12 protein-coding genes are annotated in these 13,316 nt (G+C 64.5%); 9 read left to right on the top strand and 3 right to left on the bottom strand.

Annotation, left to right across the window (positions count from 1 at the left end):
- Positions 1-11: 11 nt before the first annotated feature.
- The 3 genes from E6B08_RS16470 to E6B08_RS16460 form a co-directional block, all read right to left on the bottom strand.
- Positions 12-1,319: a c-type cytochrome gene (locus tag E6B08_RS16470; RefSeq protein ID WP_136915025.1), complete on the bottom strand. Its 1,308-nt coding sequence runs from the start codon at positions 1,317-1,319 to the stop codon at positions 12-14.
- Positions 1,320-1,328: 9 nt separating this feature from the next.
- Positions 1,329-3,104: a GMC family oxidoreductase gene (locus E6B08_RS16465; protein WP_136915024.1), complete on the bottom strand. Its 1,776-nt coding sequence runs from the start codon at positions 3,102-3,104 to the stop codon at positions 1,329-1,331.
- 86 nt (positions 3,105-3,190) lie between these two features.
- Positions 3,191-3,895, bottom strand: coding sequence for a gluconate 2-dehydrogenase subunit 3 family protein (locus E6B08_RS16460; protein ID WP_136915023.1), 705 nt, complete (start codon positions 3,893-3,895; stop codon positions 3,191-3,193).
- A gap of 206 nt (positions 3,896-4,101) precedes the next feature.
- Here E6B08_RS16460 and E6B08_RS16455 point away from each other — a divergent pair, with 206 nt between their 5' ends.
- The 9 genes from E6B08_RS16455 to E6B08_RS16415 all read left to right on the top strand — a co-directional run bounded on the left by E6B08_RS16455 (position 4,102) and on the right by E6B08_RS16415 (position 13,315).
- A complete protein-coding gene (locus E6B08_RS16455; protein ID WP_136915022.1) occupies positions 4,102-5,145 on the top strand; it encodes a LacI family DNA-binding transcriptional regulator in 1,044 nt (347 codons plus the stop codon).
- Positions 5,146-5,272: 127 nt separating this feature from the next.
- Positions 5,273-6,475 carry a mandelate racemase/muconate lactonizing enzyme family protein gene (locus tag E6B08_RS16450; RefSeq protein ID WP_136915021.1) on the top strand — a complete coding sequence of 401 codons (1,203 nt, stop codon included), beginning with the start codon at positions 5,273-5,275 and terminating at the stop codon, positions 6,473-6,475.
- A gap of 61 nt (positions 6,476-6,536) precedes the next feature.
- Entirely contained in the window at positions 6,537-7,925 is a 1,389-nt protein-coding gene (locus tag E6B08_RS16445) for an MFS transporter (RefSeq protein ID WP_136915020.1), read from the top strand.
- A gap of 26 nt (positions 7,926-7,951) precedes the next feature.
- Positions 7,952-9,139, top strand: a complete 1,188-nt coding sequence (locus tag E6B08_RS16440) for an L-dopachrome tautomerase-related protein (protein ID WP_136915019.1) — start codon at positions 7,952-7,954, stop codon at positions 9,137-9,139.
- Positions 9,140-9,269: 130 nt separating this feature from the next.
- Positions 9,270-9,755, top strand: a complete 486-nt coding sequence (locus tag E6B08_RS16435) for a heme-binding protein (protein ID WP_236548359.1) — start codon at positions 9,270-9,272, stop codon at positions 9,753-9,755.
- Between the two features lie 64 nt (positions 9,756-9,819).
- Positions 9,820-10,332, top strand: coding sequence for a GlcG/HbpS family heme-binding protein (locus E6B08_RS16430; RefSeq protein WP_136915018.1), 513 nt, complete (start codon positions 9,820-9,822; stop codon positions 10,330-10,332).
- 12 nt (positions 10,333-10,344) lie between these two features.
- The gene (locus E6B08_RS16425) at positions 10,345-11,247 is read left to right on the top strand and encodes a DoxX family protein (RefSeq protein WP_136915017.1); all 903 of its coding nucleotides are present in this window, start codon (positions 10,345-10,347) and stop codon (positions 11,245-11,247) included.
- 74 nt (positions 11,248-11,321) lie between these two features.
- Positions 11,322-12,350, top strand: a complete 1,029-nt coding sequence (locus tag E6B08_RS16420) for a LacI family DNA-binding transcriptional regulator (RefSeq protein ID WP_136915016.1) — start codon at positions 11,322-11,324, stop codon at positions 12,348-12,350.
- 242 nt (positions 12,351-12,592) lie between these two features.
- The gene (locus E6B08_RS16415) at positions 12,593-13,315 is read left to right on the top strand and encodes a gluconate 2-dehydrogenase subunit 3 family protein (RefSeq protein ID WP_136915015.1); all 723 of its coding nucleotides are present in this window, start codon (positions 12,593-12,595) and stop codon (positions 13,313-13,315) included.
- The last annotated feature ends 1 nt before the right edge of the window (position 13,316 follow it).

Below are 13,316 nucleotides of genomic sequence, written 5' to 3'. Positions count from 1 at the left end.
AGTGGCGATGCCTAATGCTCGGCATGCAGTTGTTTTGCCGCAGTCAGGGTGTGTCTGGCTCGGGCAACCTGCTCGGCCTGGACGGCCGGCGCTGCGTTACCCCAGCTGTTGCGTACATAGGTAAGGACAGCAGCGATATCCGCATCACTCAATTTCCAGTCGAACGAAGGCATGCCGGCACCGGTCAGGTTATGTTCGGTTACCACCGCCTTGCTTCCTTTGAGCACCGTGCCGATCAGGTTCGAACCACTGGGGGTGCGTACCCCAGGATTGTCGGCGAAGGCGGTTACCATGCCGTTGATGCCTTCGCCGTTAACGTTGTGGCAGGCCATGCAGTTGTACTCGTAGACCTGCGCGCCGCGCTGCATCATCGGTTCGCTGACGGCCAGCGGCCGCGGTGGCGCGGCGCCGGAGCCGGGCAGGGACTTGAGGTACTCGGCTATGGCGGCCAGGTCCGCGTCGGTCAGGTGCTGTGTGGAGAACTCGACTGCTTCACCCATGGGGCCGGAGGCGATCGCCTGGTGATTGGCACCGGTCTTCAGGTAGGACTGGAGCTGTTCACTGTTCCAGTTGCCGAGGCCCCGATAAGCATCGTTGGTGATCTCCGGCGCATAGCTGCCGAGCAGTTCGGCGCCCTGGAGGTACTGGTCGGTATCGCCGCCGAGCAGGTTCTTGGGTGTATGGCAGGCTGCGCAGTGGCCTGCGCCATCGACCAGATAACGGCCGCGGTTCCACTGCTCGGACTGCTCGGCTTGGGGCACGAACGGCTTGTTGTTGAAATGCAGCAGGTTCCAGCCGAGCAGGCTCAGCCGAATGTTGTAGGGGAAGCCAAGTGTGTTGGCGGGGGCCGATTGCCGGACAGGCTGCAAGGTGCGCATGTACGCCCACAGGTCATGCATGTCGGCATCGCTGATGTTGACGTAGGCATTGTAGGGCATGGCCGGATAGAGCAGTCGCCCATCCTTGTGCCGGCCATGGCGCACCGCCCGAAAGAAGTCACGCTCGGTCCAGTTGCCGATACCGCTGCTGCGCTCGGGGGTGATGTTGGTCGAGTAGATGATGCCGAAAGGTGTTTGCAGGCCGTACCCGCCTGCGTAGGCGTTGCCGTCTGGTGCAGTGTGGCAAGCGGCGCAGTCTGCCTGCCGTGCGATGTAGGCGCCTCGGGCTACGGCAGCGGGATCGACGCGCGTCGCATCAGCGGCGGTCACCCGGTCATCGGCGACGTTGACCGCGGTCGTGTCGCCATTGATCAGCAGGGCGCCACCCAGCCCTGCCAACGCCATCAGCGCCAATGCTGTTACTGTCTTCTTCTTGTTCATCGGGTCATCTCATGCCTGTACCAGCGGGCCGGGTTTTTTGATGTACTGCTCGATGATGGCCTTTGCCGTCCACAGCGCCAGGGCGCCAATGGTCACCGTCGGGTTATACCCGCCGTTATTGGGGAACGATGAAGCACCCAGAACGAACACGTTGTGCGCCGCCCAACATTGCTGGTAACGGTTCAGGGCGCTGGTGTTGGGGTCGGTACCCATGACCACGCCGCCATTGGTATGGGAGGAATCGTTGGCACGGAACGGGGTGTAGTGGTCGGCGGCGAAGTTGTACGACTCGATGTGCGTACCGCCAACCTCGCGTGCAATTTGCTCGCACTTGTTGCGGATGAACTCGCCTGAGCGCTGGTCGTTGAGGTTGTAGTCGAAGGTCATACGCATCAGCGGCCGCCCGTAATTGTCCTTGTAGGTAGGATCAAGGTCGAAATAGGCTTGCTCGTGGGCATAGCTGGTGCCTTGTCCCTGGATCATCGCCCAGTTCTGGTAGCTGTGGCGGAACGCCTGTTTCCAGCCCTTGCCCCAGGCAGGCGCGCCTTTGGGGAGTACGCCCGCCATTCCTATCGGCAGGCCGCTGTTGGACAGCGACTGGATGCCGGCACCGCCGATGAAACCAAGGCCGCTGTGGTCGAAGTTGTCGGCGTTGAAGTCGTCGATCTGGATGGCCAGGCATCCGGTGTTTATGAACGGGTTGAGGTGTTCATTCTCGAACCATAGGTAGGCATAGGAGAGCGTCTGGAAGCTGTAGTTGCGGCCGATCACACCACGGCGAGTGCGCGGGTCGTAGGGCTCGCCGATGCCCGAGAGCAGCATCAGGCGCACATTGTCGAGCTGGTAGGCGGCGACGATGACGATGTCGGCGGGCTGTTCGCCCCGCACGCCGTGCTTGTCGATGTAGCTGACCCCGGTCGCAGTCTTGCCGTCGGCAGACTTGTTGATGTGTAGCACTTCGGTTTCGGTCAGCAGCTCGAAGCTTGGGTGGCGCATCAGCGCCGGCACCACGCAGGCATTGGGGCTGCTCTTGGACCAGTTGCCGCAACCGAACAACTGGCAGTAGCCGCAATAGGTGCAGGGGCCCATGCGCACGCCCAACGGGTTGACGTAGGCCTGGGAGATCGTGCCGGCGGGTACCGGGAAAGGGTGGTAGCCCATCTCGGTGGTCTTCTGGGTAAAGATGTCATTCCAGTGGCTGGGGACCAGGGGAGGGGTCGGGAATTCACGGTTGCGCGAACCTTCGAAGGGGTTGCCGCCGGGCATCACCTGGCCTTGGATCACCCCGGCCTTGCCGCTGGTGCCGGCGATGCGCTCGAAGCGATCATAGAAGGGCTCGAGTTCGGCGTAGGTCACGCCCCAGTCCTGCACCTGCAGACCCGCCACCAGCTGCTGCTTGCCGTAGCGCTCCACGGTTCTGCTGTAGGGCTCGAAGTCGAACGGATTGAATCGCCAGGACGCGGCGGCCCAGTGGGTACCGGCGCCGCCAACGTTGTTGCCGAGGGTCAGGTTGCTCCACTCGCGCACCGGCAGGGCCTGCTGGCCGGCGTGGTTGCGCATGGTGTAGGTTTCCAGGCGTGGCGCCTGGAGGATTTCCTTGCGGGTGGCCCAGCGCAGTTCGTCGGTGTCCACCGAGGGCGGAAAGTCGCTGGCGGTGTCGCGCCAGGCGCCACGCTCGATGGCTACCACCTTGAGCCCGGCCCGGGCCAGTTCCTCGGCGATGATCGAGCCGGACCAGCCCAGGCCGATTATCACCACATCCGCTTTGGCTCTTGTCGTTCTCATCTGTATTCCTTGGGGGGCGGGCAGGCTCAGGCCGGCAGGGCCACGGGGCTGCCTCGCGCAAATTGGGGGGAAGGTGGCGGGCGGGCTCAGCCCGCCCGGTCGAGCAGGCTCACCGGCTCCAGGTCGAGCGGCAGGCCTTTCCTGTGCAGGTATGGGCGGTAGTCGTAGCGGGCGCCGGGGAAACCGATCAGCCGCCAGCCAACCATGTCGCGGTTGCCGCCATACATCGGGTCGGCGAGGTACCCTTCGCGCACGTTCTGCAACAGCAGGGCGAAGAAGTCGGCGTCCAACGGCGCGGTGCCGGCCTCCATCGCTTGCAGCAGGGCATCCTGCTGCTCACCGCTCAGGCCGCTGAACGGCCGGGCGTGCTGCCGCTGGCAGTACTGGCCGAGCCGCGCCAGGCCTTCCCGGTAGCGCTGCGCAGGCGTCAGCCTGAACTGTGGCCCTTGCTCGGGCGTGCCCTGAACGTATGGGCCGAGGCGGTAGGTGCTGGCGGCCTGGCCGTAGGGCCCGGCCAGTTGCCGGTCGAGAAACACCACGCAGCCGGCCTGGCTGGCGCTCATGCCCAGCTCGTCCTCGGGGATCAGACGGTCGAAGATGGCCGCCACTTCCCGGGCCTCTTCTGTGGTGAGGTAGGTAAGGGCGCCCGGTTTCGCGGGCTGGGGCAGAGCGTCTGCGTGGGTGCCGATGGCCTGCGGCCGGTCGCTGGCGAGCACGCCGGCACTGACCTTGCCGACGGCGCCAAGGGCGCTGAGTTGAACGAGTGAGATCAGGGCTTCACGTCGATTCATGTCCATCATCCTCAGGACGTGCGTCGGCCAAGAGGTACTGGCGACGCGTGCGTTATTGTTATGGGGCCGGCCTTGTGGCTGGCGGGGCGAGTCTAGGGGCGCAGCGGCGACCCGCGCCACGACTGTTTTGACGGGTTTCCTTCAAGTTTGTCGCAGGCTACTCTTGCCCGACTTCAGCAACGGTGCATCCACGGGGTAGGGCGGTTATGGCTTCAGACGGCAAAGGGCAGGGGCGTGCGACAGTCACCTTGAGCGATGTGGCGCGCCTGGCCGGCGTCGCGCCGATGACGGTGTCGCGCTACCTCAACCAGCCGGATACCGTGCGCGAACCGACACGGCTCAAGGTGCGTCGGGCCATCGAGCAGACCGGCTACGTGCACAACCGCCTGGCCGGGGCATTGAAATCCAGCCGCACCCGGTTGGTAGCGGTGGTGGTGCCGATGGTCACCAACCCGATCTTCTCCGACACCTTCCAGGCCATCAACGAGCGCCTGATCAAGGCCGGTTACCAGGTGTTGCTGGGCGTGTCCGGCTACCAGACCGAGCAGGAGCAGGAACTGCTCGAGGTGATCCTCAGCCGCCGCCCGGACGGCATCATCCTAACCGGCACCCTGCACACCAGCCTCAGCCGCAACCGCCTGCGCGCGGCCGGCGTGCCGGTGGTGGAAACCTGGGACCTGTCCGCCGAGCCGATCGACATGCTGGTCGGGTTTTCCCACGAACAGGCTGGGCGCGAGGTGGCGCGTCAATTGCTGGGCCAGGGCTACCGACGCTTCGCCCTGCTGGCCGTTGACGATCCGCGTGGTTTGCGCCGGGCCGACAGCTTCGTCCAGGCCCTGGCCGAGCAGGGCATCACCGACGTCCAGCGCCAGACCTGGCAGGGCCTGCCGTCCCTGGCCCAGGGGCGTGAAGGCCTGAGCATGCTGCTGGAACAGTCCGCCGTCGATGGCGAAGGCCCTTGCGCCGTGGTCTGCACTTCCGACACCATCGCCCAGGGCGTGCTGACCGAAGCGGCCGCCCGCGGCATCGCGGTGCCCCGGCAACTGGCGGTGATGGGCTTTGGCGACATGGCTTTCGCTGCACACACCTTTCCGGCCTTGTCGACGGTGCGCATCGACGGCACTCTGATGGGCGACACAGCCGCCAGGTTGCTGTTGGAGCGCCTTGGCGGCGATAGGCAGTCGCCCGCGACCATTGATATCGGCTTCAGTCTGGTGCAGCGCGAGAGCACCAGAACGCTTGAAAGTTAGCGTTAACATTTCCACGCTTCTGAAAACTTTTTTCAAAATCCACTTGTCCTGAAATTTGTGATGCGCTAGGTTTTTTTGCAGAAATGGTAACGATACCATTTGCGGTAATGCACTCAGGATAAGAACAATGTCGAAGATCACCTGTGTTAGAACCCTGCGTCTGCCCGAACGTCCCAAGCTGCTCTGGCTGGAGATCGAAACCGATGAAGGCCTGGTTGGCCTGGGCGAAACCTTTCGCGGTGCCGCCACCGTCGAGGCGGCCATTCACGAACTCATCGCCCCAGGGCTGATCGGCCGCGACTCACGGCAGATCGAAGCCATTTCCCTGGAGCTCACCACGCCCTACGTGGGTTACCACAGCGCCAGCGCTGAAATCCGTGCCGCCAGCGCTGTGGACATCGCCCTGTGGGACCTCAAGGGCCAGCGTCACGGTATTCCCATCCATGAAGCGCTCGGCGGTGCCTGCCGCGAGCGCATCCGGGTGTACAACACTTGCGCCGGTTACGAATTCAACACCCAGCAGGGCGCCCGTCGCGAGATCTGCGCAAGTGACCGCGCCCAGGGCCCCTATGACGATCAGCTGGCCTTCAGCCGCGACGCCGGCGACCTGGCCATCAGCCTGGTGGAGGAGGGGTACACGGCCATGAAGATCTGGCCGTTCGACCAGTTCGCCCGCCAACCCGGGGCCAACACCATCAGCCTGGACGAGGTGCAGAAAGGCTGTGAAGCGTTCCGCCAGATTCGCGCGGCGGTGGGCAACCGCATCGAGATCATGTGCGAATTGCACAGCCTGTGGGACAGCACGGCAGCCCTGCGTATCTGCCAGGCGCTGGAAGCGTTCGATGTGTACTGGGTAGAAGACCCGCTGTGCAAAATGGATGACGCCCAGGCCCTGGCGGACTTGCGCAACCGTACCCGGGTGCCTATCTGCGCCAGCGAGACCCTGGGCGGCAGCGCCGCCTACCGCGACCTGCTCAAGGCCGGTAGCCTCGACTACCTGATGCTGGACCTGGTGTGGTGCGGCGGCTTCACCGAAGCGCGCAAGATTGCCGCGCTGGCCCAGGCTTGGAACAAGCCGCTTGCGCCCCATGACTGCACCGGGCCGGTGGCGTTGTTCGCTGGGCTGCACCTGAGCCTGCATGCACCGACTGCAGTGTTGCAGGAGGTAGTAAGGGCGTCGCTATCGACCTGGTACGGCGAACTGGTGACTGCACTGCCGCAGATCGACTCAGGCTTCGCGCTTGCGCCGCAACGGCCTGGTCTGGGCACGGCACTGCGGCCTGAAGTACGACAACGCGCCGATGCGACCGTGCGTGAAACCCACTGCTGACTGATTGCTGCGCGGCGACCTAAAAGGTGGCTCGCCCTCGCAATCCGGTATCGAGAATACAATGAAAAAAATACATTCTCTGCGCCGCTTCATCGCCGAACACCGGCGCCATGAAGTCATTGCCCTGCTGTTCGTGATGATGATCATCAACCAGGGTGACCGCGCCACGCTGTCCATCGCCGGCGCCAGCCTGGCCGATGAAATGGGCCTGGGGCATGCCCAGATGGGCTGGCTGTTCTCGGCCTTCGCCTGGGCGTACATGCTCTTGCAACTGCCGGGAGGCCTGGCGATCGACCGCTTCGGCAGCATCCGCGTGCTGGGCTTGGCGATCATTGCCTGGTCGGTGTTCACCGGGCTGATCGGCACTGTCGCGATGATGCCGGTGGGCCTGGCCTTCGTCGCCGTATTCGCCTTGCGCTTTCTGGTCGGCGCTGCCGAGGCGCCGTGCTTTCCGGCCAACAGCAAGATCGTCTCGATGTGGTTCCCCACGGCTGAGCGTGGGACTGCGACGGCGATCTTCAATTCGTCCCAGTACTTCGCGGCAGTAGTGTTCACACCTCTACTGGCGTGGATTTCCACCCGCTGGGGCTGGCCGTGGGTGTTCTACGTGATGGGCGTGGCCGGCGTCGCCATGGGCTTGGTGTTCATCCGCCGGATCAAGGCACCGGTCGAGCACTCGACGTTGACGCCAGTGGAGCTGGAAACCATGCGCATGGGCGGTGCCAGCCTACGTGAGCATGGCGCCAGAAGAGCGCAGGGGCAGGGCTGGCGCGACACCTGGATGCGTGCTCGTGGCCTGCTGCGCCAGCGCATGTTCCTCGGCATCTACCTGGCGCAGTTCTGTATCAGCACGCTGACGTTCTTCTTCCTCACCTGGTTCCCGGTATACCTGGTGCAGCAGCGCGGGCTGTCGTTGCTGGATGCCGGGCTGTTGGCGGCGGTGCCAGCGATTTGCGGCTTTGTGGGCGGGATCACCGGGGGTATGGCTTCGGACTGGATGTTGCGCAAGGGGATGTCACTGACGTTGGCGCGCAAGCTACCGATCTTCATCGGCATGGCGCTGTCGATGAGTATGATCCTGTGCAACTACGTGGAAACCAACCTCCTGATCGTGCTGTTCATGGCCCTGGCGTTCTTCGGCAAGGGCGTGGGCGCGCTGGGCTGGGCAATCATCGCCGATGTCTCGCCCAAGGACAGCATTGGCATGAATGGCGCGATCTTCAACACCTTTGGCAGCCTGGCCGGCATCGTCACCCCGGTGGTGATCGGCTACATGGTGCAGTCGATGCACTCGTTCAACGGTGCCCTGGTGTATGTCGCGCTGAATGCCGTCGGCGCGTTCGTCAGCTACCTGCTCATCGTCGGCCCGCTGCAACGCCCCGACGACAGCTCGAACCCGCAAGGCCGCGACCGGTCCGCGCCATCGCTCAAGCCCGCTACTGCGCGCTGATTCCATTACTGAGAAGGACAACAATAATGAACGCATCAGGACGTACTTCCCGCGCTTTGCGCATTGCCGGTTTTGCCCTGGGCCTTGCCTGCGCCCCGCTGATACAGGCGCAGGATCTGCCGCCCAGCGGCCAGCCGCTGACTGAGGTCGCCCGTCTGGACTGGCTGTGCAACGCCGTGGCGCTGACCTCCGGTGGCCGCCTGTTCGTCGGCCTGCCGCGCTGGCCGGGCTTCGAGAAAACCCCGTCGATCGCCGAGGTGCTGCCCGACGGCAGCCTCAAGCCGTTCCCGGGCGGACAGTGGAATGCCTGGTCACCGGGCAAGCCGAGCGCTGCGGCGCTGGTAAAGATCAACACCATCCATATCTTCGACGACGACACCCTGTGGGCCATCGACCAGGGTGAGGATGCCGGCCCCAAAGGCATCAACCTCGGGCAGAAGATCCTGCAGTTCGACACCCGCGACGGCAAGCTGCTGCGTAGCATCAGCCTGCCCGCCAGCGTGTTGCCGGCCGGCGCCAACCTCAACGACCTGCGTCTGGACAGCGAGCATGCCTATGTGACCGACTCGGGCCTGGGCGCGATCATCGTCATCAACCTTAAAACCGGTGAAGCCGTGCGCCGCCTGGCCGGGCATCCGTCGACGCAGATGGCGCCCGAACGCCGACCAATCGGCGAGAACGGCCAGCCGCTACTGCTGGCTGACGGCAGCGATCACCAGGTGCATTCCGACCCTATCGAGATCAGCCCCGACGGCCAATGGCTGTACTACCAGCCGCTGAGCGGGCCGTTGTGGCGGGTGCCGACCGCAGCGTTGCGCGACACGCGGATCAGCGAGGCGGAGCTGGGCAAGCAGGTCGAGTTCGTGCATGACACCAGCCCGCTGACCGGCACCGCGATGGACAGCGCCGGCAACGTCTACCTGGGCGAGTATGACCGGCCGCGTGTGTCGGTGTACGCCCCGGACGGTACGCTGCGCGTGGTCGCCGAGGACCCGCGGCTGTGGAACCCGGATGCGATGATCATTTCCGACCAGCGCGAGCTGTACATCCCGGTACCGCAGAGTGCGCGCATGGCCTCCAACCGTGGCCCTGGCGGCCAGGACGCGATCGTGCGGCCCTTCATGATCTACAAGGTGCAGCTGCCGGCAGCCCTGGGCGGGCGCGAAAAAGTCCCGGCCGTGGCCGGCAAGCCGCTGGCCACCGTCGCCCGCTGACCCACTTACCCCTTCGAACCCTTTGATGCACTTGCGAGCCCTGAGCGGCTCGCGAGCAGGGCGCCCCTGCGCCCGCATTCAGCCAGCCCTGCGCAATCACGCTCAGGGCACTACCCCAGGAGATGTACCGATGAAAACAACAATGACCATCGCCGCCTTGTCCCTTGCCTTCGCCATGGCGACCTCCGCTCAGGCGGCCAGCCCGGCAGCCACGGTGGTGGCCCAGGAAAACCTGTCTACCGCCGCTGCCCAGCAGCTGGCGCAGCAAGCCACCGAACTGGCAGCCAGCCGCGCCATGAAGATCTGCATCGCGGTCACCGATGCCGACGGCCACCTGCTGGCCTTCACCCGGATGCAGGGAGCCTATGCCGGCTGCGTCGAGGCCTCGATTGCCAAGGCCACCTCGGCCGCGCGCTTTGCCATCAACACCATCACGTTCTATGACCTGGCGCGCAAAGAGAACCTGGCCATCGGCACCATCCCCGGCATCCTGCCGGCGGTGGGCGGTGTAGTGGTCAAGCACGGGGGCAATGTGGTCGGTAGTGTCGGCGTCAGCGGTGCCACCGACCTGACCGAACAGAAACTCGCCGAAGACGTGGCAGCGACCTTCCACTGATGGCCGTGGCCCTGCGCGCCATTGCGCGGAGGGCCAACCTGGATCGATTGAAAAGGAATTGCAGATGAACGTTCATTTCCGGCGCCTGTTCCTGGCTGGCCTCACTCTGTTTGCCGTGCCATGGGCTCAGGCCAGTGAAGGCACTGCCGTGCGTGGCACCATCCAGCTGTCCCTGGGCGGCGCGGCAGCGCTGCTCGATACCGCCGTGGCCAAGGCCCGCGCCGAAGGCACTCACCCGTGCATCGCGGTGACCGACGCCAATGGTTACCTTCTGGCCTTCAAACGCATGGACGGCGCAGCCCCGGGTTGCATCGAGGCGGCGATCAAGAAGGCCAACTCGGCGGCGATCAACGACGTCGACACCGTGGTGTTCTACGACCTGGCGCGGCAGAAAAACCTGCAACTGGGCAGCATCCCCGGGATCTTGCCCGCCGTCGCCGGGGTGGTCATCCGCCAGCAGGACCAGGCTGTCGGTGCCTTGGGCGTGGCTGGCGGTGCCAGCGATGACCAGGAGCAGCGCATGGCCACCGAGCTTGCGCGTGCCTTCGAGAAAACGCTGCCTGCCAGCCACCCCTGAGAGAGGTTCGTGATGAACAGTCCTGTACGTTCCCTGGATGTGGTCGAGGGCGCCTATGCCAACGACTACGGTCTGCTCAAACCGTCGCGCATGCCCAACACGCTCAGCGTGGCCGGGCTGGCGGCGACTCTGGTGGCCGCCCTTTATTGCGGCTGGGGCAACCACACGTTGCCGGATTTCGCGGCCTGGTCGAGTACGCTGTGGATGTGCGTCGCCTTGTTCAGTGCGGCGTTGATCACCCCCAGAACATTCGCCCCGGGCTTCCTGATGTCGTTGCTGCCGTTCCTAATCGCCTGGCGCGTGGCGGCAATGAACGATGCGCATGTCATGGTCTGGGTCGCAAGCATCGCCGCCGTGCCGCTGTTGCTGCAGTTCGCCGACTGCGTGCTCAACGACCTGCGCCGTGATCGCAACAAGCCAGGGGCCTGGCTGGGGTTGCTGTTGTGGCAGACGACGATCATGCGCATGTACTTCGGCCTGAACGAGCTGTGCCACAGCTCCGAGAAGATCTTCGCCGGGCTGGGCTGGTTCCATCGGTTGGAGACGGGCTTTCAGGGCTTTGGCCTGGGCGAGGTCGCGGCGTACTTCGTGGTGTTGGGTGGGCTGATCGAGTTTGCCAGTGCCGTCAGCGTCGGGCTGGGGTTGTTCGCAAGGCTGGGGGCATTTGTGAGCCTGGTGTATTTCCTCGTGGCTACGGTCGGTTTCGGCGGTGAGTGGAGCCGGGGCTATGCCTGGGCTTCGCCGGGCGGGGGCGGCTGGGAGTACGTGATGCTGCTCATGGTGGTGTTTGCCGGAGTCATGGTGACCGGGGCCGGCAAGTTCTCGCTCGATGGCTGGCTGTTGCGTCGGGGCTGGATGCCGCGTCGATTGCGGTGGTTGGCGTTCAATGAAAAGTGGGGGCGCCACACTGGGTAGGAGAAGTACGCGCAGTAGGCGAAAGCGGCGCAGGCATGGCAGACTCCGCGTCTTTGGTTACTGGATGTTTCTAGGTGGACAAGATTGACCGTCGCCAAGGCATGGCTGATGTCGCCCAACTGGCCGGCGTCAGCCTGAGTACCGTCGATCGTGTGCTGAACGAACGCGGCAGCGTTTCCGACAGCAAGCGTCGCAAGGTGCTGCAGGCAGCCCAGGCGCTGGGGCTCAAACGCCTGCTGCCGTCTGCGCTGCATGGCTTGCTGCGCTTCGATTTGCTGCTGGTAGACAGCGCCACCGACCATTACCGGCGCCTGGCAGCCGCCTTCGTCAAGCAGGCGCAGATGCACCGCTCGCGGCTGGTGCTGCAGCGCCACATCTGGCAGGAACGTGATCCGCAGCAATTGCTGGATCTCATCAACCAGCCCAGGGTGCCGCGCCAAGGGTTGATCGTGGTTGCCCAAGATACCCCGCAGGTGCGTGAAGCCCTCAGTGCGCAGGTCGCTGCTGGCGTGCCGGTGATACTGGTGACCAGCAGCCTGCCTGGGCTGGAGGGGGCAATCTACGCGGGTATCGACAACCATGTCGCTGGCCGCGCCGCCGGGAGACTCATGAGCCAATGGGTTACGCCGGCCCAGAGCCGTGTGCTGCTGGTAACCAACTCATTGCTCTATCGCGCCCATCAACAGCGTGTGCAGGGCTTTCTCGAGGTCATGGCCGAGCGGGCGCCGCAGGTCGAGGTGCTCGGGCCAGTGGAGTGCTTCGACGATAACCAGCTCAATGCCGCAAAGATCAGCGATTACCTGGCTCAGGACGCTGGGGTGGTCGGGCTGTACACCACTGGCAGCGGCTCCACGGGTGTGCACCAGGCGCTGTCCAGGCACGCCGGGCGGTTGGTCTGGATCAGCCATGAGGCGACTGCACAGCATGCCGACATGCTCCGCGAAGGCCTGTTGTCGCTGGTGCTCGATCAGGATCCTGAAGGGCAGGCCGAAGCGGCCATCCAGCAACTGCTGTACGCCAACGGTGACCTGGACGCACCGCCGCAGGTGTGGCCGCAGCTGCGCATGGTCATCGACGAAACCCTCCCGCCTGCCACGTGTTGAAGCGATTTTGACGTAAACACGTCAATGCTCTGATGGCGCGGCGTTATGTCGCGCCATAGACTTGCACCCGCCGTGACCGGCAGGTTACCAGTTTCGCTCCCCCGTACACCGCGTTTTTCGTTCACACGCCAGATCCCCATCGCCCCCGACGAGCCCGTCCGTGCTCGCCGTGTGCCTTTGCGCGCCCGAAATTCCGCGACCTGCCGCACGGCTCCCCCGTGATTGTCGATAAGGAGAACTCCATGAAACGTAGGGACGCCTTGCGTTCAATGGGTGCGTTGTTCGCCGCCGCTGGCCTGGCCAAGGTCGGCGCAGTTGAACTCAAGTCGGTGCCGCCCGAAACCGGCCTCAACCGCGAAATGCTGCCATCCCCGGTCATGAGCGGCGGTCAGGGCAATGTCTTCAAGGGCCAGGCGCGCGCCACCCTGACTGCCGTGTTCGACCGCCTGATCCCTCACGACGAGCTGGGCGCTTCGGCCAGCGAAGCCGGCTGCGTCGACTACCTTGATGCGCAGATGAACGGGCCCTATGGCGAGTCGAAAGACTTGTACTTGGACCAGCCGCTGCGTGCCGATGAATCTCAACTGATGGGCCTGACCATCAGCCTGCGCACGCGCCGCGACTACACCTTGGCTGGCCTCGACTTCATCGATCGCCACGCCCGTAAGCTGCATGGCCGTGCCTTTGCCGAACTCGGCGGCGAGCAGATGGACGCAATCCTGCGCCAGCTCGATGAAGGCCGCCTGGACTGGGAAGGCGTCGGTAGCGGCAGCCGTTTGTTCGAATTCCTGCTGCTCAGCGTGCGCGAAGGCTATTTCGCCGACCCGCTCTATGGCGGCAATCGCGGCATGGTCGGCTGGAAGCTGGTTGGGTTCCCCGGCGCCCGTTACGACTACCGCCAGTACATCGACCGTCGCGGTCAGAACCTGGGCTTGGAGCCCATCAGTCTGATCCCGGTGAGCTGAG

The organism is Pseudomonas putida (genome assembly GCF_005080685.1).
Classification (GTDB): domain Bacteria; phylum Pseudomonadota; class Gammaproteobacteria; order Pseudomonadales; family Pseudomonadaceae; genus Aquipseudomonas; species Aquipseudomonas putida_V.
The sequence above is the reverse complement of the archived record's forward strand: the minus strand, read 5'-3'. Positions and strand labels throughout refer to the sequence as shown.